The 20811-nt window shown below is 64.2% G+C and carries 17 protein-coding genes; 3 read left to right on the top strand and 14 right to left on the bottom strand.

The window, feature by feature from the left end:
* Nucleotides 1-15: 15 nt before the first annotated feature.
* The 12 genes from FO013_RS17740 to dcd all read right to left on the bottom strand — a co-directional run bounded on the left by FO013_RS17740 (nucleotide 16) and on the right by dcd (nucleotide 13876).
* Nucleotides 16-2133, bottom strand: coding sequence for a S9 family peptidase (locus FO013_RS17740; RefSeq protein WP_143923892.1), 2118 nt, complete (start codon nucleotides 2131-2133; stop codon nucleotides 16-18).
* A gap of 44 nt (nucleotides 2134-2177) precedes the next feature.
* Entirely contained in the window at nucleotides 2178-2870 is a 693-nt protein-coding gene (locus FO013_RS17735; protein WP_143923891.1) for a hypothetical protein, read from the bottom strand.
* Nucleotides 2870-4372, bottom strand: a complete 1503-nt coding sequence (locus tag FO013_RS17730; protein ID WP_143923890.1) for an ATP-binding protein — start codon at nucleotides 4370-4372, stop codon at nucleotides 2870-2872. The genes FO013_RS17735 and FO013_RS17730 overlap by 1 nt, the downstream gene beginning before the upstream one ends.
* Entirely contained in the window at nucleotides 4369-5121 is a 753-nt protein-coding gene (locus tag FO013_RS17725) for a response regulator transcription factor (protein WP_143923889.1), read from the bottom strand. Before FO013_RS17725 ends, FO013_RS17730 begins: the two co-directional genes overlap by 4 nt.
* Entirely contained in the window at nucleotides 5111-5506 is a 396-nt protein-coding gene (gene mnhG / locus FO013_RS17720; protein WP_143923888.1) for a monovalent cation/H(+) antiporter subunit G, read from the bottom strand. Before mnhG ends, FO013_RS17725 begins: the two co-directional genes overlap by 11 nt.
* The gene (locus FO013_RS17715; protein WP_143923887.1) at nucleotides 5503-6183 is read right to left on the bottom strand and encodes a monovalent cation/H+ antiporter complex subunit F; all 681 of its coding nucleotides are present in this window, start codon (nucleotides 6181-6183) and stop codon (nucleotides 5503-5505) included. The genes mnhG and FO013_RS17715 overlap by 4 nt, the downstream gene beginning before the upstream one ends.
* Nucleotides 6180-6770 (bottom strand): Na+/H+ antiporter subunit E, encoded by a 591-nt coding sequence (locus FO013_RS17710; protein ID WP_143923886.1) that lies wholly within the window; start codon nucleotides 6768-6770, stop codon nucleotides 6180-6182. Before FO013_RS17710 ends, FO013_RS17715 begins: the two co-directional genes overlap by 4 nt.
* The gene (locus FO013_RS17705) at nucleotides 6767-8350 is read right to left on the bottom strand and encodes a Na+/H+ antiporter subunit D (protein ID WP_143923885.1); all 1584 of its coding nucleotides are present in this window, start codon (nucleotides 8348-8350) and stop codon (nucleotides 6767-6769) included. The genes FO013_RS17710 and FO013_RS17705 overlap by 4 nt, the downstream gene beginning before the upstream one ends.
* Nucleotides 8347-8946 carry a Na(+)/H(+) antiporter subunit C gene (locus FO013_RS17700; protein WP_143923884.1) on the bottom strand — a complete coding sequence of 200 codons (600 nt, stop codon included), beginning with the start codon at nucleotides 8944-8946 and terminating at the stop codon, nucleotides 8347-8349. Before FO013_RS17700 ends, FO013_RS17705 begins: the two co-directional genes overlap by 4 nt.
* Nucleotides 8943-11987: a Na+/H+ antiporter subunit A gene (locus FO013_RS17695; RefSeq protein WP_143923883.1), complete on the bottom strand. Its 3045-nt coding sequence runs from the start codon at nucleotides 11985-11987 to the stop codon at nucleotides 8943-8945. Before FO013_RS17695 ends, FO013_RS17700 begins: the two co-directional genes overlap by 4 nt.
* A gap of 312 nt (nucleotides 11988-12299) precedes the next feature.
* The gene (locus tag FO013_RS17690) at nucleotides 12300-13301 is read right to left on the bottom strand and encodes a hypothetical protein (RefSeq protein ID WP_143923882.1); all 1002 of its coding nucleotides are present in this window, start codon (nucleotides 13299-13301) and stop codon (nucleotides 12300-12302) included.
* Nucleotides 13298-13876 carry a dCTP deaminase gene (gene dcd / locus FO013_RS17685; RefSeq protein ID WP_143923881.1) on the bottom strand — a complete coding sequence of 193 codons (579 nt, stop codon included), beginning with the start codon at nucleotides 13874-13876 and terminating at the stop codon, nucleotides 13298-13300. The genes FO013_RS17690 and dcd overlap by 4 nt, the downstream gene beginning before the upstream one ends.
* A 287-nt stretch (nucleotides 13877-14163) precedes the next feature.
* Here dcd and FO013_RS17680 point away from each other — a divergent pair, with 287 nt between their 5' ends.
* The 3 genes from FO013_RS17680 to FO013_RS17670 all read left to right on the top strand — a co-directional run bounded on the left by FO013_RS17680 (nucleotide 14164) and on the right by FO013_RS17670 (nucleotide 17672).
* Nucleotides 14164-15534, top strand: coding sequence for an LPXTG cell wall anchor domain-containing protein (locus FO013_RS17680; RefSeq protein WP_143923880.1), 1371 nt, complete (start codon nucleotides 14164-14166; stop codon nucleotides 15532-15534).
* A 96-nt stretch (nucleotides 15535-15630) separates the two neighbouring features.
* The gene (locus tag FO013_RS17675; RefSeq protein ID WP_260848244.1) at nucleotides 15631-16593 is read left to right on the top strand and encodes a P-loop NTPase family protein; all 963 of its coding nucleotides are present in this window, start codon (nucleotides 15631-15633) and stop codon (nucleotides 16591-16593) included.
* A gap of 119 nt (nucleotides 16594-16712) precedes the next feature.
* Nucleotides 16713-17672: a hypothetical protein gene (locus FO013_RS17670; RefSeq protein WP_143923878.1), complete on the top strand. Its 960-nt coding sequence runs from the start codon at nucleotides 16713-16715 to the stop codon at nucleotides 17670-17672.
* Between the two features lie 86 nt (nucleotides 17673-17758).
* Here FO013_RS17670 and FO013_RS17665 read toward each other — a convergent pair whose 3' ends face one another.
* On the bottom strand, nucleotides 17759-19702 hold the full coding sequence (locus tag FO013_RS17665; RefSeq protein WP_143923877.1) for an NHL domain-containing thioredoxin family protein: 1944 nt from the start codon (nucleotides 19700-19702) through the stop codon (nucleotides 17759-17761).
* 120 nt (nucleotides 19703-19822) lie between these two features.
* Nucleotides 19823-20599, bottom strand: a complete 777-nt coding sequence (locus tag FO013_RS17660; protein WP_143923876.1) for a YggS family pyridoxal phosphate-dependent enzyme — start codon at nucleotides 20597-20599, stop codon at nucleotides 19823-19825.
* Nucleotides 20600-20811 lie beyond the last annotated feature (212 nt).

The following is a 20811-nucleotide window of genomic DNA, read 5'->3' as shown; positions in this document are numbered from 1 at the left end:
GTCCGATTTCTGCCTTCACCCCAGAGTGCGGACGCGTTGGGCGTCGATGTCGAGGACGTGCCTGTCGAGGAACGCCAGGACCGTGCGGTACCAGACCTCGGCATTGCCGCGACCGGCCACCCAGTGTCCTTCGTCGGGGAAGTACAGAAAGCGATGCTGTGTCTGCCCCTCCGCGTCCAGCGGCGTCTTCGACCGGGACAGCAGGTCGTACCAGAGTTCCTGCCCCTGCCCGATGGGCACCCGGTAGTCCTTGTCACCGTGGATGACGAGCATCGGCACCTCGATCCGGTCGGCGAACAGGTGCGGCGAGTACGTCCCCGACTGCTTCCGCATGGCCACGTCCCAAGAGGCGTTGTCCGTGGTCCGTCCCATCGACGTCGTGTTCCACAGGGAGGCGTGCGTGATGATGCATCTGAACCGTTCGCTGGTGTGCCCGGCCACCCAGTTCGCCATGTACCCGCCGTAGGATCCGCCGGCCAGAGCGGTGCGCTCGGCATCGATGTCGGGGCGTTCTATGGCCGCATCCGTGAGCGCCAGGATATCTGTGAAGGGCGCCCCACCCAGTTCCTGCTGACCGCGGTCGATCATCGACTGGCCGTAGCCGGTGGAGATCGCCGGATCCGGCAGCAGCACCGCGTATCCGGCGGCCGCGAACGGTCCCGGGTTCCACCGATACGTCCAGGAGTTCCAGGACCCCCAGGGCCCGCCGTGCGCGAATACGACGAGTGGGAACGGACCTTCCCCGTCGGGCACAGCCAACCAGGCTCGCACCTCGGTGCCGTCGTCACCAACGGCGGCCACCTCGGTGAGGGTGCCTGCCCCGTCGATGACGTTCGCCGGGTTGGCGAGCTCGCTGATCTGACCCGAGATCAGGTCGATGGCGATGGGCAGTGGTGCGACATCGATCGCCGAGGCGGTCGCCACGACCGTGATTCCCTGCACCTGCAGTCCTGCAAAGGCATATTTCTGCCCCGGACCGCCCACCAGCCGCCGAGGCTGTTCGTCGTTGACATCACCGATGAAGACACTGCCGCGTCCGTGGTCGTCAGCAGTTGCCACGATCGTCGAATCGTCGGCCCAGACGGGTTCGAACCAGTGATCGGCTTCGGGCCAGACTGGCTCCACTGAGCCTGTGTCGAGGTTGAGGAGCATGAGCGTTGCGGACAGGTTCGTCTTCGACGTCCAGAACTGCTCGCGAGTGACCAGGGCGTGGGTTCCGTCGGGGCTGATCGCCTCGACGCCGAAACCGTGGTCGGCGGCGGCCTCGACCAGCAGGCGGGGTGCACTGTGTTTGTGCAGGTCGAGCTGCCAGATCTCGCTGGCCTCGAGCTGACCCGAGATCGGCTTCTCGACCTGGACGAGAACGAACTGTGCTTCCTCATCAACGGCCCAGTCGACGAGTCGTCCCGGCGGCAGAGGCAGGTAGCGAAAGGTGAGTCCGATGGAAGCGGCTGTGGTCGAGTCTTCGCTGCAGCTGGTGGCCTCGGCGGCCGGGGTGGTGGACGTGGCACCGTCAGACGTGGTCGTCTCGGATTCAGCAGCGCCCCGTGTGGCGTCGGGGGTGAGGTCATCGTCGAACTCGTCGGTGATCTCGGTCAGGTCTGCGACCGCGAGGGTCTCCTGTCCCGGGCCCAGGTCATGATCCCAATGGCGGATGGGGAAACCCGCGTGGAGGATTCCGCTGACCTTCGATTTCCTGCGTTCCTGACTGTATTCCTGGTGTTCGTCCTCGTTCGCGGCCCAGCTGTGGACGGGGAACTGCACGATCATGGAGTGGCCTTTGACCTCGATTCGGGAGAATCCGCCGTCGTGATCGGCGAGCTTGCGTGCTTCCCCGGTCTCCGGCAGGGCCCAGAGGCTGGGGCTTTCGGCATCTTTGCCGTCTTCGCCGGTGCGCTTGGCCGCGAAGTACACGGTGCCCGAGTCGCTGACGGCGGCCGGGCCGATGGACTGATCGCCGCGGGTGATTCGGCGCGGTCGTTCACCGCTGATATCTGCCAGGTGGGAGAGGTAGCTGTTGCCCTCGGCATTGAGGAAGGAATACTGGGCGATGACACGGCCGCTCTGGTTCGTCAGGAGACCTTGCAGTCGGCGGGCATCGAGGAGAGTAGTCACAGCGTCGTTGATCGTCATAGAACCATCCTAGGATCATCGCCGATGGTCGGGTCTGCAGATTTCTATTTGAATCTCGGCGCGGGAACCTTTTCGCCGTCGATGGTGACCGTGGGCAGCATCTGCTTGAACTCCTCTGCCGCGTCCGCGTCCGATTCGAGAGCACGCATCTCGACGCCGATGTCGACGAGGCGCCCATTTGTCTGGTATCCGATCCGGGTCCCGTACATGACTGTCGGCTCCTGGTTGATCGCGAAGATCTCCGTCGGGCCGAGCACACCTTGGTAAGACCAGTAGGATCCGGCCGCGAGGCTGCCCGTGCGCTGAGACAGCACCGAGGAGTCCGGCTCCGCGAACGTGTATTTCTTCTTCGCATCGACGATCGACTGTGGGGACTCGTCGTAGCCCTTGCTGCAGGTGATGAGGATCGTGTCGGCGTCGGCGACGGAGGTGCCGCGGGAGAAGGAGTGGAAATCGTCGTTGGCCGATCCCTGGGTCCAGTCATCTGTCATCGCGACGCTGACGTCGACGGGGCATTCATCGCCGAGGTTGACCGAGACTTCCTTCATCCCCTCGGGGATTCCGTCGTCAGGGGGTGCCGTGGTGGGGTTCTCGCCGGCCTTCTCCTGCACTGCCACACGGACGGGACCGGAATCCCGTTCTGCGGTGCGGATCTGCAGAGCCGAGCAGCCGCTGAGGGCAAGGCTGAACAGTGCCGCTCCTGCCACGACTGTTCGCACCTTCGCAGCGTGGGCCATCACCGTTCTTCCCTCGACCGCAACTCACGGCGGCTCAGTGGCTGCTGTCCCGAATCAGGCTGCTGTGCTTGAGGCGGCTGCGCCGGAGGCTGCGGCGGTTGCTGCTGCCAGGCCTGCTGCGGTCCCGGCTGGCTGCCGAACTGCACCCCGGGTTGACTGCCGTAATACTGCTGCGGTCCAGGCTGACTTCCATAGGCCTGCTGCGGTCCTGGTTGGCTCCCATCAGGCTGCTGCGGACCCGACTGCGGACCGCCGGTACCCTGTATCGGCCCCGACTGGGGTCCAGGTTGGGGCTCTGACTCCGGCGCTGCCTGTGGGTTCCCGGGTGAGCGGCCGACGCCTGGGCCGGGCTTGAACTGGGAGTGCTGACCAGAGTCCGGTGGGAAACCGCCGCTCAGGGATTCTCCGGTCGACCTGTGGACGAGGTTGCCGTCGACTCGCTCGAGGCGTCGCTTCGAGGTTCTTCGCGGCGTCCCCAGGATCCGTCCCTGAAGCTCCGCCTCGTTAGGCTGCCGGGGAGGCAGGAAGCCGGGAGTCTGCCCCGTGTCGGGAAGCTGCACCGGCTGGACCGGATGAGATCCGGCCGCGGCATGCCCGACCTGATCGGCCATCGGCGGCACCGTCACCTGCGCGGCGTCGCCGAGAACCGGCAACACCATACGCACCGAGGTGCCCACACCTTCTTGGCTGAACAGCTGCACCGAACCGCCGTGACGGGTCACAATCGCCCGTACCAGTGACAGTCCCATGCCGGAACCGGCCACTGCACGAACGCGCGAGCCACGTGAGAGTTCGTCCCACACCTGGTCCTGCTCGGTCAGCGGAATGCCGCTGCCGGTGTCGGCCACCTCGACAACGACCCAGCGGTGGCTGTCGATGATCTGTTCATTGGCACGCAGTTCGACGACTTCGGCCTGAGAGGAGTATTTGAGCGCATTGCCCAGCAGGTTGAGGATCGCTGTCAGCAGCAGATCTTCCTCACCGGCGACGTCGGGCAGACGCCAGGGGGCACGGGCGACCGTGGCCACGATCATGCGATCTTCGGCGCCTGGCGCTGTCGATGCATCTTCGACAGCCTGGTGGATGAGCCGATCGAGATCGACTCGGGCGTATTCGATGATGCGCGTCTCGACGTCGGCGAGTTTGCGCAGGTCGGCCAGGAGGCGTGCGACCCGGCGCGAGGAGATGTCGACCTGTTTGGCTGAGGATTCGACTTCGGTGATAGAGCCGCCCTCACGGACGACGTCGCGGATGCTCGCGGCCGAGGTGCGCAGCGCGGTCAGCGGATTCTTCAGCTCGTGATCCAGTCGGATGAGCATCCGGTTGCGTTTGGCCAGGGAGTCCTCACTCGCCGCTGTCTCGATCGACTCCTTCAGTGCTGTCTCACGTCTGCGCAGATATCTCCAGGCGAAGAAGGCGCCGACGGCCAAGCCTGCCAGCACGAGGAACAGCAGGAGCAGGAACAGCCAGATCTGGATCTCGAAGACCAGAAAGTTCGTCATGGGGACCTCTGACCATCTTCGCCTCGGACCTCACCGACGAATCTGTAGCCCCGCCCCTGAACGGTGGCGATCCACCGAGGTTCGGCGGCGTCCTCCCCGAGGACTCGGCGCAGTTCGGCCACACGGGAATCCACCGCACGTGTGCCCACGGCCTCTTCGAAGCCCCACAGGATCTCAAGCAGACGGGACCGTTCGATGAGTTCGTCCTTGTGGACCATGAGGTATTCCAGCAGGGTGAAGCCCTTGGGGGTGATGACGAGTTCACGATTGCCCATCCATGCGCGCCTGCCCACACGATCGACGCGCAGGCCGAAGCTCGAGACCAGCACCGGAGCAGTGGCCAGGGGCGGCCCGTCTGTCCGGGTCCGACGCAGCACTGCGCGGATGCGCGCCACGAGCTCATGTGGGTCGAAGGGCTTGTTGAGGTAGTCGTCGGCGCCCTCTTCGAGTGCCATCGCCCGTTCGACGGCCTCTCCGACTTGGGTCAGCAGCAGAACCGGGACCCAGTTCTCCTCCTGGCGCAGTCGTCGCAGAACCTGCCTGCCATCGGCACCGGGCATGAGCACGTCGAGGACGCAGACATCGGGATTGTGCCGGTGGATCTCGTCGAGGGCCAACAGGCCATCGCTGGCGGCGAGCACCCGAAAGCCTGAGCGTTCGAGGAAGGGGACAACGGCACCGAGGACATCGGGTTCGTCGTCGGCGACCAGCACCAAGGGCTGGGGATCGTGCTGAGTGTCAACCGTCATTGTGGTCCGTTCCGCTTCCTCTTCTGCGTTCCCACGCGGCTTCCCTGGCTTCTGCCCGATCGACCGCCTCGGCGAGCTCATCTCGGTACAGCATAGAACGACGCAGGTGCTTGGTGCGATAACCGGCGCGTCCGACCATGTGCGTGGCCACGGGAATCGTGACGAGCTGGAACGAGATGACGATCGCCAAGGTCGTCACCGTCGACCATGCCGGGTACTGGATCGCAATCGCGACAGCCACCGTCAGCAGCCCCAGGATCTGGGGCTTTGCACTCGCGTGCATGCGCGAGAGGAGATCGCCGAAGCGCAGCAGACCCAGCGCGGCAGCCAGCGACAGCACCCCACCGAGGAGGATGAGCACCGCAGAGATGATGTCGAGGATCATCGACGTCCCCCTTCGTCGTCATCCGGTTCAGGTCCGGTGCGCTCACCGTCGTCGGAGTCCTCGGGTCCCGAGTCGGGTCCCGTGCCCATAACCTCACCCTCAGCATCCGAGTCGGGATCGACGCTGGGTTCGGCGCTGGGGTCGGAGCTGGGGTCGGTTCCTTGGTCGAGTCCCACGGTCACAGGCTCTTCGTCTTCCTGCACGGTGATCGCATCGGGTCCGTCGGCGACATCGGAGATTCCGCGGGCCACGTCATCGGGCCACTCCTCACCGACTGGGGATTGTGCTTGCTGGCGGGCCCCGGTGTCACTGTGCCCCTCTGCGTCATCGGCTGATTCCTTGGGCATGTGCCAGTCCGAGCTGGAGAAGTCACTGAGTGAGCCCACCTCGGCGCCGGGGGTCATGGAATCGGACTTGGACACGTACCGGGAGACGCTGACGGAGCCCACGAATCCGAGCATCGCCAGCACGATGAGCACGGGCAGGAGATCCGTGCGACCGGACAGGGCCATGAACCCGCCCAGACCGCACATGATCGAGGCCAGCACGACGTCGGTGGCGATCATGCGATCGAGGATCGAGGGTCCGCGAACGATGCGGTAGAGGGCGATGATCACCGATATGGCCAGCAGCACCGAGGCTGCGACGATGAGGGTGTCGAGAACGATCTGGCTCATCGGGCACCTCCGCGTTCATCGGCCATCGGATCGGGGGTGACCTTCAGCGCAGCGAGGTCACGATGGGAGCCGAGGGCTTTGATGAGCAGCTCTTCGATATGGTAGACCAGCTCCTTGGCGGCGAGGACCTTCTCCTCGGAATCGCAGTCGAGGACGTGCAGATAGAGGACGCCCAGCGCCCGGTCGCTGTCGACGATGATCGATCCGGGGATGAGGCTGGCAGTGTCGGCTACGAGTGTCATCAGAAGGTCCGAACTCGTGCGCAGGTCGCAGGCGATGACCGATCCTGCGCCCACCGCGCGCGGCCGGAATGCGTACCAAGCCACCTCGACAGAGGCGATGATGAGCGAATAGAGGAACCACAGTCCGTAGCTGAGGGCGTGGATGATGTTGAACCTGCCGGAGAGCACCACCGGCGGCAGGTAGAACACGCGGGTCACGAGGAATGCGAGGATGATGCCCGTGATGATGTGCATGAGCGACACCGCATCCCAGAGCATCACCCACAGCAGGACGAGGAAGAACACCAGAACGAGCTGTTGGACGAAGCTCCTGCGCTTCGTCATCCGAGGCCGGTTGGGACTCACAGGCCATCACCCCCGAGCACATCGCTCACGTAGCCGACCGGCGTCTGCAGGTTCTCCGCAGCACGGTTCGCCATGCCCCACAGCGGGGCCGCGAAGACGGTGAGGACGATGGAGGCGATGACAACCACGGTGGTGGCGGCGAACATCGATCCCGGTACGCCGATCTGTGATTTCCAGGGCTTGCCCGCGAGCTTCGCCTTCTTGCGTTCGGCGAATTCTGTGACGAGCTCTTCGTTCGGCTCCTCCGCATCCGCAGGGTCTCGCCAGAAGGCCAGGTTGAAGGTACGCCCGATGACGTAGAGGGTCAGCAGGCTGGTCACCGTGCCGGCGACGATGAGGCTGACAGCGAGCCAGTCGTGGTCGGAGAAGCCGGCGGCGAAGAGGGCAACCTTGCCGATGAACCCGGAGAACGGCGGGATGCCGGAGAGGTTGAGGGCAGGGATGAAGAAGATGATCGACAGCGCCGGGGACAGCACCATGAGGCCGCCCAGGGACCTGGTCGAGGTCGACCCACCTCGCATCTCCACCATTCCTATGGCCAGGAACAGCGCAGTCTGGACGATGATGTGGTGGACCGTGTAGTAGATAGCGGCAGAGAGTCCGACGGTGGTCCCCAGAGCCACACCGAAGAGCATGTAGCCGATGTGGGAGACGAGGGTGAAGGACACGATCCTCTTGATCTCCGACTGGGCGATCGCGCCTAAGATTCCGACCACCATCGTCAATGCTGCCGCTATCAGGAGAGGCACTCGCAGAGAGGACTCGGAGAACAGCAGCGTCTCGGTGCGGATGATCGCATAGATGCCGACCTTCGTCAGCAGCCCCGCGAAAACAGCCGTGACCGGGGCCGGAGCGGTCGGATAGGAGTCGGGCAGCCAGAAGGACAGCGGGAAGATCGCGGCCTTGATGCCGAAGCCGAGGAGCAGGAGGACATGCAGGATCATCTGCACATCCGGCGGCAGTTCGCTCAGCCGCTCTGCCAACTGCGCCATGTTCACTGTTCCGGTCGCCGAGTAGATGACGCCGATCGCTGCCAGGAAGATGATCGAGGACACGAGCGAGACGACGACGTAGGTCACGCCCGCCCGGATCCGCTCGGCCGTGGCACCGAGTGTCAGCAGCACATAGGAGGCGACGAGGAACATCTCGAAGCCGACGTAGAGGTTGAAGAGGTCACCGGCGAGGAAGGCGTTGGCGACGCCCGCGCACAGCACCAGATAACTGGGGTTGAACACGGAGATCGGAGTCTCGTTCGAATCGTCGTTGGCGTCCTGGCTGAGCGCGTAGATGAGCACGCACAAGGTGACCAGGGAGGATACGACGAGCATGAGCGAGGAGAGCCTATCGGCGACGAGCACGATCCCTGCTGGCGGCTCCCACCCGCCGATCGCCACTACCTGCGGGCCGTGGGCGTCGACGCCGAAGAGCATGATGAGGGAGATGATCATGCCCGCGCTGAGGATCAGGATCGACACGATGTTCTGTGCCCGCGAGTGCTTCGACAGCACCAGCGCCAAGCCTGCACCGAGAAGGGGCAGGAGAACGGGCAGCGGCACAAGCACGGGGAGGAGATCCATCATTTCTTCTCCTCCGTCTCGGTTCCTTCGGAACCTCTGCCGTCCTGGTTCGCCGAGGTGGTCCCGGCCCTGCCCTTGCCCGCACCGTACTTCGCCCTGTCCGTGCTGACCTCGCCGACTTCACGTTCATGTGGCTTGCCGTCGTCGTCGAGGTCGATGGCGCCGGTGATCGGGCTTTCGGCCTCATCACCGAACTCGGTGTCGTCGTAGTCCGTGCTCGCTTCCGCCTCGGAGTCGATCATCTTCGTGATCGCCACCCGCAGGTCGGCGGTATCATCCTGCAGCGAATCGGCACGGACCAATCGCCAGGAGCGGTAGATCATGGCCAGCAGGAACGCTGTGACCGCGAACGTGATGACGATAGCCGTGAGGATGAGCGCCTGTGGCAGCGGATCCGACATGCCCTCCGTGGACAGGTTCTTCCCGTCAGTCAGCGGCGGGACTCCCCTGCCTGCGGTGAGGATGATGAGGACATTGACTCCGTTGCCCAGAAGGATGAAGCCCAGCAGCACGCGGGTCAGGGAGCGTTCGAGCATGAGGTAGATGCCACAGGCGAAGAGGAATCCCATGGCCAGCACCATGATGAAGGGCACAGTCATAGCCGTCCCCCTTCCGCGCCGTTGTCCACGTCGAGGTGGTTGACACGGTCGAGGATCGAGGAGACCGCGTCGTGCTCAGCCTCGGCGCTGAAGTTCTCCGAGAGGTTGTACGACTGGTTGAGTCGATTGGTCAACACCATCTCATCGCGCTCCTGGTGCAGGTCCACCTCGGCGCCCAAGGATCTGAGGATGTCGAGCATGAGGCCGACGACGATGAGGTAGACGCCGATGTCGAAGAACGTCGAGGTTCCGAACGACAGGTGCCCGAGCACCGGAATGTCGCCCTCGAGATAGACGGACTTGAACACGGTGTCGCCCCAGATCCACCCGCCGACGCCGGTGAGCACGGCCATGATCATTCCGGTTCCCAGCATGCCCGAGGGGGTGAAGCGGGCCGCCTCGGCGAGTTCGAATTTGCCTCCGGCGAGGTAGCGCACGACCAGTGCCAGACCGGCCACGAGACCTCCGGCGAAGCCGCCGCCGGGATCGTTGTGGCCGGCGAAGAGGAGGTAGAGGGAGAAGATGAGGACAGCGTGGAAGATCAGGCGGGCGGTCACCTCGAGGATGATGGATCGGTTGCGTGGGGCCAGTGTGCGTCCGGCAATGAGCCAGGAGACTCGCCGCTGTGTCACATCCTCGCGCTGAGTGTCGTGGAAGTTGCCGATCTCCTCGGCGACCGGCTGGAAGCGCACCCGCCCCTGCAGCTCGGTGCCGTCACGGCGGGAGACGAAACGGTGGAGGTGTCCTTCACGGCCGCGGACGAAGATCAGTCCGGCGATGCCGGTGCCGGCGGCGACGAGGACCGAGATCTCACCGAGGGTGTCCCAGACGCGGATGTCGACAAGAGTCACGTTGACGATGTTCTTGCCGTGGCCGAGTTCGTAGGCGAGCTGACCGAAGTCCACGGAGACTGGGTCGCTGATGCGCACACCGGCGGCGATGAGCACAACCACCATCATGGTCACGCCGACTGCGGCGCCGATGATGGCGCGCCAGGCCGGGGTGAAGCGTCCGGTGCTCTGACCGATCCGAGCCGGAAGGCGACGCAGGACGAGGACGAAGACGACGATGGTGATGGTCTCGACGAGTACCTGGGTCAGGGCCAGGTCCGGGGCTCCGACGAAGGCGAAGTAGGCGACCATCGCATAGCCCGAGATTCCGGTGACGACCACGGCGGTGAAACGCTTCTTAGCGCGGGTGGCTGCGACCGCGACGATGATGAGGACCGCTGCGACTATGAAGTCGAGCGGGGTGTCGAAGAGTTTGAAATCGATGTTCCAGGTGTCGTTCGAGATCACAGCCAGACCGATGCCTGCCACGAGGACGAGGTAGATCACGCTCTGGTAGAACGGCAGCGAACCGCGCTGGGTGCGTGAGGTGACCCACAGGGCCAGCCTCTCCATCCAGTTGATCAGCTTGCTGTAGAGGTCGTGGAAATCCAGCCCCGAAGGCAGCGTCGACTGGACCTTGGCAAACGAGTCGCGGAGGAAGAAGAGGCCCAGGCCGACGGCAATGGTGATCGCGGACAGGGCCAGCGCAGGTTCGAGCCCGTGCCATAGGGCCAGGTGGTAGTCGCCGTCGCCGGGGTCGATGACCGGCAGCATCGAGGTCCAGGCTCCGAAGTAGCCGTCGATGAGCCCGGCGGCCGGTCCCAACGCCACGGTGAGCACGGTGAGCATGACCGGGGAGATGATGAGCGTGATCTTCTCATCGCGGCGGGCGATGTCGTCGACGCCCGCTTTGCTCGAGAACGCGCCCCAGACGAATCGCGCCGAGTAGGCCACGGTGAGCATCGAGCCGATCATGACGCCGATCAGCGCAATGATCGATGCCTTGTCCCCAGAGCCCAGCAGAGTCGAATAGACCGCCTCCTTGGCCACAAATCCCAGCAGCGGCGGCAGGCCGGACATCGAAGCTGCGGCGATTGTGGCGCAGACGGCCACGACGGGGAAGGCCTTCCAGCCACCGGAGAGCTTCGTCAGGTCACGCGTTCCGGCACGGTGGTCGATGATGCCCACGCACAGGAACAGACAGGCCTTGAATAGGGCGTGTGCAATGAGCATCGCCAGCGCGGCCTTGGTGATGTCGGGTGTGCCGAAGGAGGCCATCGTCGTGAGGAACCCGAGCTGGGAGACCGTGCCGAAGGCGAGCAGAAGTTTGAGGTCGGTCTGCTTCAGGGCCTGCCAGCCGCCGATGAACATCGTGAGCAGTCCCAGGGTGAGCAGGGTCTCCGACCACCCCGGGAGTGCGTGGTAGCCCGGCGCCAGACGCAGGATGAGGTAGATCCCGGCCTTGACCATCGCCGCTGCGTGCAGGTAGGCGCTGACCGGGGTCGGTGCTGCCATGGCGCCGGGGAGCCAGAAGTGGAAGGGCAGCAGCGCGGATTTCGAGACCGCCCCGACGAGGATGAGGATCACGGCCGTGACGATGACGGGCCCGGTGTCCAGCCCGAGACTCGCGCGCTCCATGAGCGTCGAAATCTGACCTGTTCCGGTCGCGGCCATCAGCAGGATCATACCCACGAGCATGGCAAGTCCGCCGGCCGTGGTGACGATGAGGGCCTGCAGTGCGGCCTGACGGGAGCGACGGCGGGATTGGCTGTGGCCGATGAGCAGGTAGGAGAAGACCGTGGTGCCTTCCCAGAACAGGTAGAGCATGAGGAGCTCATCGGCGATGACGAGTCCGTACATCATTCCTGCGAAGGCCATGAAGACTGCGGCGAACCGGGCCAGGCCAGGCTCATCGGGCGGGAAGTAGCGGGCACAGTAGACGAAGACGAGGGCACCGACGCCTGTGACCAGAAGACTCATGATCCAGGAGAGTTCGTCGAGGCGGAAGATCCCTTCGAGGCCGAGTGCCGGAAGCCAGTTCATGCTCTCGACCAAGGGCGAACCTGCAGACCCGAAGATGTCGGGGACCTTGGCCAGGCTGAAGATCAGCGCGGCGAACGGCACCAACGCAAGGAAGAAGAACCCGTTGCGACCGAGGCGCCTGACCAGTGGGTACGCAATGACAGCAGCCCCGAAAAAGGCTCCTGTCATGACTATCACCGGCGGACACCTCCGTCATTTATAAGATTTGCCAGAATGCAGTGCTCAACAGTATTTTCTCACGACACCCTACGTATCTCCCAATCAATGAGGCCGTTCGCGGCAGTCATTATGAACACATTCTGCTCAGCTTCCACGCCCATTCCACGCAGGTTCTGCGCGAATCCTGCTCGAATCAAACCGTTCACCGCCGGCGGAGTCGATTTTGCCGCGAACCGGGGGCCTAGTCAGCTTCGCAACGGCCTGGGGCTTAGCCAGCTTCGCAACGGCCTGGGGGCTGCGGGCTGGGAACTGGAACCTGCGTCAGCTGCGGAGCTGGCTGCTCGTGACGAGGAAGCCGGCCTCATCCAGGCCGGTGCCGTCACAGCCGATGAGCAGTTCTGCTCCGATGCTGTCGACGAGGCCGGCCACCTTGTTGCGCATTCGCCGGAAACGACGGGTCTGGACCGGCTGGTAGCGCTTCGAGTCGGTATCCATCCAGTGCACGTGGTACTCGATCAGCGGCATCTGAAGATGCTTGCCGATGATCGGCGGCACCCAGTCAGATTCCGATACGCGAATCTCGATCATGCCGGCCTTCTCACTGATCTCCCCGAGAGGGACGAGGAGCGAATAGCCGTCGAGGATGACCGGCGCCGAGGGATCGAAGAGCGGATCGTCGATCGTGGCCTGGGCCAGGACAGCCTCGTCGGGTGTCGGCAGCGCCTGCTGGAAGGCATGCGGAGCGTGCTTGCGGACGAGCGACAGCGCCACGTCGGGCTCGAGCCAATAGGACGAGTAGAGGTAGAGGTCGATCTTCGCCTCCGGGTCGGGCACGATGACCCGAGTCGGCAGGCCCGCTTCGTCCGCCAGACGGACACCGGTGTGCAAGCGTGATGCGACGCCCAGGATGAGGCTGAGCATCCGCTCCTCCTCCCGGTTGGGCAGCCCTTCCGGGAACGCCTCATGGAGTCCGTCCGCGTCGCTGAACCAGTCCGGCGGCGGGACCGGTTCGCGATCTCGAGGGCAGTCGATGACTACCGCGTGATGAGCCCAGTCGGGAACCTCGAGCGCGGCGATCGCGGCAGCATCGAGGTCGACTCCCTCACTCAGGCGTGAGTGTCGGCTCAGCTTCAGCTGACCTCTTTCATCCAGGCGGGGCGCGAGGTCGGGAAGCCTGTTGTGCACGAGCGCGAGCACATCGGAGACCTCGACCCCTTCGTCGAGGAGAAGCAGATGGAAGCCGCGCAGGTCCGCCGAGACATCCGTGTCGCTGACACGCTCGGCGGCCTCACGCTGCATCCGCAGCTCTCGGCGAGTGGTCACATGTCCCTCCGATAGAAGTTGAGGTGGGAACGGGAGGCCGTGGGGCCCTGCTGACCCTGATAGCGATTGCCGGTGACCTGCGAACCGTAGGGGTTGAGCGCAGCCGAGCTGAGGCGGAAGAAGCAGAGCTGACCGATCTTCATTCCCGGCCACAGGGTGATGGGCAGAGTTGCGACATTCGAAAGCTCGAGAGTCACATGACCGTTGAACCCTGGATCGATGAAGCCTGCCGTGGAGTGGGTCAGCAGCCCGAGGCGCCCCAGCGACGACTTGCCCTCCAGCCGCGCGGCCACATCGTCGGGCAGAGTGACGAGCTCGTGCGTTGAGGCGAGGACGAACTCGCCCGGGTGCAGCACGAACGGCTCCCCCGGTGCCGCCTCGACGAAGCGGGTGAGCTCGGGCTGATCGAGACTCGGGTCGATGACCGGGTACTTGTGGTTGTCGAACAGACGGAAGTAGCGATCCAGGCACACGTCAACGCTGGCCGGCTGGATCAGAGAAGGGTCATAGGGGTCGAGGGCGATGCGTCCGGAGTCGAGCTCGGCGCGAATGTCGCGATCGGAAAGGAGAGTCACGTAACCGATGGTAGTCGCCCAGGGCTCAGGAGTGCAGTGGGCAGCACTCACGAAGGGGCGAAATTGCTCACAGACTCCGCGACACACCGGAGTTTGGTAACGACTCTATAACGATCAGTGGTGTTTTTGCTGGTTTTCCCCCGTGTGTCTCCCCACAGCCGATCGTGAATGCCTTAGAGTTAGGAGCTGTACGAACCCGCGCACGATGGTGCCTTCCTCTTCTTAAGCCAAGGAATGCCGGGAGTCCATCGTCTTTCGTGGGTTGACAACGAACGAAAGGCATTACTGTGAAGACCTCGCGTCTTGTGCTTGCCCCCGCAGTAGCCGTTGCATTGACAGGTCTTGCTGGCGCTCCCGCGTTCGCAGCGACAGCGTCCGCTCCGGTGCCGGCAGGCCCGCTCTGTGCACATGAAGATGCACAGCAGTCAACCGACCCAGATTCCAAGGTTCCCGACAGCTCGGACCCGCAGGCGACACTGTCTGATGCGCAGGTCACCCGGGCCGATATCGCGGATCGCAAAAAGGGCATCGGATTCTCCGGTACCGGATTCACACCCGACAACAAGGCGACCGTCACAGTCGTCGGCACCGACGGGTCCAAATACTCGCCAGAGACCAAGCTGACCGTCGACGAGAAGGGCAAGGTGTCCGGCACCTACTTCTTCTCCGTCACAGATAACGCCAAGGTCCCCTCCGGCGAATACTCGCTCTACCTCACCGATGAGAAGACCGAGAAGGACTCCTCGAAGGTCTCCTTCGAGGTCGTAGCCAGTGACTCGGACATCGACGAGGACGCCAAGGGCTCCGATTGCTCACCTGCAACTGGAGCGGCCCCAGAGCCGTCCGAGACCGCGACCGATGAGCCATCCGAGACATCGACTCCGACCGAGACCAAGTCTGAAGAGCCGAGCGAAGAGCCCACGGAAACCAAGGAAGCCCAGCAGCCCGCTGCGCCTAAGCCGACCGAGACCGAGACGAAGACTCCGGAACCCACGGAGACCGAAACTCGGACTCCCGAGCCGACCGAGACGGAATCCGAAACTCCCGAGCCAACGGAGACCGACGCCAAGTCGGAGGCCCCTGCTCCCAACGAGGCCGAGTCTGAAGCTCCGAAGGCAGAACCGTCGGAGACGACCGCTCCGGCCAGCCCCAGCACCGAAGACGGTGAGAAGAAGGCCGCGACAACCGCGACCCAGGCGCTCATCATCGATCCGACCGAGATCAGCTCCGAGGACTTCCTCAATGAGGGCATCAAGCTCGGCATCACCGGTGCACAGCCGGGTGAGAAGATCACGATCACGGTCGAGCATGCTCAGGGCAAGGTCGATCGCTACACGATGACCAAGGAAGCCGACTCCGAGGGCAAAGCGACCTTCGGCGTGCAGGCGAAGGTCAAGGCTGTGCTGGGAACGTACAACGTCACAGCCCAGGCCGACAGCTTCGACAAGGCACAGGGCGGCAGCTTCACCGTCGTCACCAACGGCACCTCGGTCGACGAGGGCGGACAGAACGGCAGCGACAGCGGCAGTGACCTGCCCCGCACCGGTGCGGAGATGACCGGACTGGCGCTCGGAGTCGGGCTCCTCGTCGTCGGTGCCGCAGCCGTCGTCATCACTCGTCGGCGGATGACCGCCTCCGACGATCCTGCGGAGTTCTAAGATCCGTTGAACGATGAATTGTCCCTAGCGGGGCTGCACCTCGGCAGACACCAGATCGATCTCGGTCGTCTCCGAGCAGGGACAATGCTCGGTCTCATGGGCAGCACGGACAGCACCACTGAGGTGGTGCTGTCCGTTGCTGCGCGCTCCGACGTCGCACCTCCGCCGCAGTTCCCGACCGGGCTCCGGTCGGGTCTCATACGTGTGCGCAGGTGGGTCAGAACATATCTTCGCGAAGCCAATGCCGGATCTGGGGAGGCGGCATTGGCTCTGGCGTGCACGGAGTTCGGGGTCAACCCTGACGTCCTGAGGCGCCGGTTCGGCGAACTTGATGCCGGTGAGCGTGCGAGACTCGGCCTGGCCGTGGCATGGGCGAGCGGCTTGCCGTGGCTGACCTTCATCGACCCCTTCGCATCCGTCCCCGGACATGTGCGCGCCGGTCTGCGCGGTCGTCTGGCCGATCTGGCAGCAGCGCACGGCCGCGGGATCGTCTTCACCTCGAATACGCTGACCGACTTCACCGTCGCCGCGGCGGGGGTGGCCGATATCGAAAAAGGCGAGCTTGTCTCGTTCGGCACTTTGGAACAGGTCGTCACGGAGCCCAGAGGCTCCCTGCCGGCCGAACTCAGCAGGGTCAACGTCTACTCCGGGCTGGCGCGTAAGGGCTGGCTGTCGATCGGCCACTCTGCGGTGAAGGCTCGGACCGAACTCGACGGGAAGGTCTTCGTCACTCTCGGTTGGCGCAGTGCTCTCCTGTCATTGGACGAACACGACCCGGCGTTCACCTCGGCGACGGTGTTCGAAGCCGTCGTCATCGGACTGCGCGATCACGGTTCCTGCCTGCAGGCGAAGCTGTCGCCGGTGGACACCGAGATGGGACTCGCCCTCGATGTGGACCTGGCCGACCTTGCCGGCGTGTCCGGCAGCGAGAGCGGATTCGGCGTGCTCCACCCCAGCCTCGGCGACTCGATCGCTGCCCTGCGTGCCAACGTCAAGGTCGGCACCCACGTCTTCGTCGAGGTCGACACTCAGGCACTGCACGCGTACTCAGTGGAATAGACCCCACAGGCACGCGTCTGACTCCCCTTCCCGCGCGTCCTCGCCGTTCATAGAGCCGAGCGGCGGGCAATTGGCATTACACTGAAATTCCTTCATCCCCCACCGATTCAGGAGAAGCAATGCGAACGTCGCGCAAGCTTCTGATTTCGGCGCTCCTGGTCATCGTCCTCACCGTGGCAGCAGTTCCCCTCCTCAACCTGACTGTCTACACTCCTGCCCGCGCCGCTGTAGCCTATATTTCCGCGATCGAGGACGCCAACGCCGAGCGTGCGTTCTCCTATCTCGCCTCCCCCACCCCATCATCGACTCTGGCGCTCAATCATGATGTGCTCTCTGCCGCCCCTGACCTGCCGCGCGACGCTGAGGCGACGACGGTATCGATGGACGGCGACCATGCGAAGGTCTCGCTGAGCTATGTTCTGTCCTCGCAGACGCAGACCGTGGATCTGTCGATGGTGAAGCTGCCAGCCACTGCCGGACTGTTCGACCGGTGGGCGATCGAACAGGAGAAGTGGCCGACCCTCGACCTGCAAGTCGAAGGGTCGTCAACTGCCACGGTCAACGGCTACGGAGTCGCCGCCGGAGAGGTTCCCGTGCTGTTCCCGGCCACCTACCTCGTCGGCTTCGATGCGACCTACCTCAGGTCGAAACCCGAACGCGCCGAGGTGATCGCGCCGACCGACACCGCCCAGATCGCGCTCTCGCCCGAGCCCACGGCAAAGTTGGAGGAGTCTGTCGGTGAGCAGGTCAACGAGCATCTGGCGGAATGTGTGAAGTCGAAGACCCTCTACCCCTCAGACTGCGTGTTCGGCTATGAGACGGACAACGAGATCCTCGGCGATGTGAAGTGGTCGCTGGCTCGCGAACCAGAGGTCAGCCTGACCGCCTCGGGCAACGATCTCGAGCTCACTCCGTCCACGGTCGAGGTGCGCATCCAGGGACGCTATCGCGACATCGTCACGGCGGCCGAGCACGACTTCGACGAGACGCTCTCCTTCGACATGGGAGGCTCCGTCATCGTCAAGTCCTCGCAGGTCCGCTTCGATCCGCGCCGCCTCGGCGACGTGACCGTGAAATAATTCCTCCGACGCCGGCCGACATCGGCTGCATGCCGCGCTTCGAGGGCAACGACGGCCGCCGACCTTCAGGCCCAGTGGAGGTCGGGTCAGGCCCCGCGGAGGTCAAGGGTGAGTTCGGCCGGAGCGGTGGCGACGAGGTCGACCGGAATGCCCCAGTCCTGCTGGTAGAGATGGCACGCGGCGTGCAGGGGGATCTCTCCGCCTGGTTCGCCGTCGCAGGCGGCGGCTCGTGCGGTCACGTGCAGGACCCCTGACTCGAGTTCGGGGTTGATGACGATGTCGCGCTTCAGTCCTTCTGCGCCACCGTCCCCGGAGACGATCAGCTCTGGTGGTGTCGAGGAAACCTGCAGATACGTGGGGTCTCCCCACCGGTCATCAAGTTTCTGACCTGCTGGAACAGTGAAGCTCACGGACACTGCCACTGGGCCCGATGAGATCTCGGTTGAGGGGCGCTTGCTGGTCAGCGCACCCTCGTCGACTCGCTGGGCGTCCTTGGGCAGCTTCACTCTGGTCAGGGCGTGCGAGGCTGATTCGACGACGAGGAGTTCGGCCGGCGCGGAGCTGGCAGCTTCGAGGACGAAGATGTCGGATGGTTCGCGCAGGCCGCGGGCCAGGGTCGAGACCTCGTTCGTGGTGAAGTCATAGCGGCGGATCGCCCCGTTGTAGGTGTCGGCGATCGCGATCGATCCGTCAGGCAGGCTCCGCACTCCCAGAGGGTGCTGCAGTCTGGCCTCTGCGGCGGGACCGTCACGGAAGCCGAAGTCGAAGAGTCCTTCACCGATGAGTGTGGACACGGCTCCGGTGTTCGGGTCGAGACGTCGGACCGCCGAGGTCTCCGAGTCGGCGATGAGCACGTCGCCATCGGAGGCGAGGTCGAGGCCCGATGTCTGCGCGAACCATGCGCTGTCCGCATCGCCGTCGGCCAGGCCTTCGTTCATGGTGCCCGAGAGCAGTCGGATCGACCCGGCTTCGGGGTTGAACGACCAGATGGTGTGATTGCCCGCCATCGCCACAACAACCTCGGCGGTGGCAGGGACGTAGAGGACATCCCACGGTGAGGACAGCTTCACGTCGAGGGCGGGGCCGTCGTAGCGGCCGAGTTCGCCGTGGGTGCCGACCACGTTGTCGATCGCGCCGACCATGTGCTGTGCTCCGGTGCCGGCGATCGTCGTCACGGTTTCGGTCTCGAGGTTGATGCCGCGCAGGGTGTGGTTGACGGTGTCGGCGATGACGAGATGGTATCCGGCCTTCGCTGCCACGTCCCCGGGAAGGACGGTGATGCCGCCGGGTTCGCTGAAGGACGCCTGGGAGAAATCGCCGTCGCCCGCGCCGCGTTCGCCGGTGCCGATGCGCCGGATGATGTCCTGGCCCGAAGCATCGTATTCGACGAGGCCATGGTGTCCCGAATCAGCGACGAGGAGATTGCCCGATGGCAGTGCGGTGACCTTGCCGGGGTAGAACAGCTCGGTCTCCGGTGCTGGCGGCGGCACGTAAGGTCCGTCGCCGGAGTGCAGTGTGCCCTTCGCCGAGTGCTCCTCGATGAGTCCTTCGATGATCTCACCGAGGCCGGCACCGTGACCTTCGCCCGACAGGGTCGCGACCAGGTAGCCCTCTGGGTCGATGACGGCCAGCGTCGGCCAGGCACGGGCGGTGTATGCCTGCCATGTGACGAGGTCGGGATCGTCGAGGACGAGGTGTTCGACCTGGTAGCGTTCGACCGCCTGGTCGACGGCCTCGACGGTGCGTTCGAACTCGAACTTCGGCGAGTGGACGCCGATGATGACGAGCTCTTGTGCGTACTTCTCCTCGAGCGGACGCAGCTCGTCGAGCACGTGGAGGCAGTTGATGCAGCAGAAGGTCCAGAAATCGAGCAGGATCACCTTGCCGCGCAGATCGGCCAGGCTCAGCTCCTTGCCGCCGGAGTTCATCCACCTGCGGCCGATGAGTTCAGGTGCACGCACCTTGACCTGGTGGGACGGCGCGGCGGCAGGCGCCGCGGACGCTTGGGAATCCTGCGGACTGGTGTTCATAGCTCTATCTTCACAGATTCGCCGCCGCGGCGGGAGGCCCGGTGTCATCATGTGACCAATGCCCCAGTCCTCGAACGTGACGGTCACCTGCGGGCGTCTCAGGTGTGGTCGCGGCTTGCCTCAGGAGTAGTAGCGGGCGCCGAACACACTGGAACCGACGCGGACCATGGTCGCGCCCTCGGCGATTGCGAGCTCAAAGTCGTTGCTCATGCCCATGGACAACTCAGTGGCGTCGGGCGACATGGCTCCAGAGGAGAGGAGTTTCTCGCTGAGTTCTCGCAGGTCAGCATAGCTGGGACGGATCTCGTCCGGTGTGCGTCCGGGCAGACCGATCGTCATCAGACCGCGCAGCCTCATCCGTGTGTGAGCTTGCAGCGCCGCGATGAGCGCCTCGGTCTCTTCGGGCGCGATCCCGGACTTCGAGTCTTCCCGGGAGGTGTTGACCTGCACGAAGAAATCCACAGTCTGGTCGAGGGCTTCGAGACGGTTGTTGATCTTCGTCGCCAGTTCCAGATTGTCGACGGATTGGATGCAGTGCGCATGGCGCAGGGTGTGATTGACCTTGTTCTTCTGCAGAGGACCGATGAGATGGGCCTCGTGATCGAGATCAGCGAGGTCATCAGCCTTGCCGACCAGTTCCTGGACCTTGTTCTCCCCGATGAGGGTGAACCCATGTTCGAGGGCCACTCGGATCTTCGCGGCCGGTTGAGTCTTGGTCGCGAGCAGAACCTTCACATCAGCACTCGTCCGACCGCTCGCCTCGGCGGCGGTTGCCGCACGTGTGGACACCTCATCGAGGTTGACTCTGATGGAGGCGATGGCCTCCGGCGAAAGCGCTTCTGGAGTGTTCTGGGGTTCGGACGTATTCTGCGGTTCAGGAGTGTCTGGGGAACTCATGCTTCCAGTCTTACACGTACCCGCTGAAGTTGCAGATCGCCGGCGAAGCGGCACGGAAGCCGCGGTTCGTGGGCACGGCGCCCTGGTGCACGGCAAACGGTTGGTAAGTTCTCCTCGAAACTCGTTCGTGGATCGAAGAGAACTTACCAACCGTTGGTGCCTGTCCGGAGGGACGAGGCTGTCAGCTGCCACGCTCGTCACTGCGGTTAATT

This window comes from Brevibacterium aurantiacum (genome assembly GCF_007558825.1).
GTDB classification, from domain to species: Bacteria; Actinomycetota; Actinomycetes; order Actinomycetales; family Brevibacteriaceae; genus Brevibacterium; species Brevibacterium aurantiacum_A.
Note: the sequence above shows the minus strand (reverse complement) of the source record. Positions and strands in the feature narration are given on the sequence as shown.

Excerpts from the sequence above, each read along its gene's own strand:
- FO013_RS17740 (WP_143923892.1), bottom strand. The coding sequence starts at position 2,133 with ATGACGATCAACGACGCTGTGACTACTCTCCTCGATGCCCGCCGACTG.
- FO013_RS17735 (WP_143923891.1), bottom strand. The coding sequence starts at position 2,870 with ATGGCCCACGCTGCGAAGGTGCGAACAGTCGTGGCAGGAGCGGCACTG.
- FO013_RS17730 (WP_143923890.1), bottom strand. The coding sequence starts at position 4,372 with ATGACGAACTTTCTGGTCTTCGAGATCCAGATCTGGCTGTTCCTGCTC.
- FO013_RS17725 (WP_143923889.1), bottom strand. The coding sequence starts at position 5,121 with ATGACGGTTGACACTCAGCACGATCCCCAGCCCTTGGTGCTGGTCGCC.
- mnhG (WP_143923888.1), bottom strand. The coding sequence starts at position 5,506 with ATGATCCTCGACATCATCTCTGCGGTGCTCATCCTCCTCGGTGGGGTG.
- FO013_RS17715 (WP_143923887.1), bottom strand. The coding sequence starts at position 6,183 with ATGAGCCAGATCGTTCTCGACACCCTCATCGTCGCAGCCTCGGTGCTG.
- FO013_RS17705 (WP_143923885.1), bottom strand. The coding sequence starts at position 8,350 with ATGATGGATCTCCTCCCCGTGCTTGTGCCGCTGCCCGTTCTCCTGCCC.
- FO013_RS17700 (WP_143923884.1), bottom strand. The coding sequence starts at position 8,946 with ATGACTGTGCCCTTCATCATGGTGCTGGCCATGGGATTCCTCTTCGCC.
- FO013_RS17695 (WP_143923883.1), bottom strand. The coding sequence starts at position 11,987 with ATGACAGGAGCCTTTTTCGGGGCTGCTGTCATTGCGTACCCACTGGTC.
- FO013_RS17675 (WP_260848244.1), top strand. The coding sequence starts at position 15,631 with ATGGGCAGCACGGACAGCACCACTGAGGTGGTGCTGTCCGTTGCTGCG.
- FO013_RS17670 (WP_143923878.1), top strand. The coding sequence starts at position 16,713 with ATGCGAACGTCGCGCAAGCTTCTGATTTCGGCGCTCCTGGTCATCGTC.
- FO013_RS17665 (WP_143923877.1), bottom strand. The coding sequence starts at position 19,702 with ATGAACACCAGTCCGCAGGATTCCCAAGCGTCCGCGGCGCCTGCCGCC.
- FO013_RS17660 (WP_143923876.1), bottom strand. The coding sequence starts at position 20,599 with ATGAGTTCCCCAGACACTCCTGAACCGCAGAATACGTCCGAACCCCAG.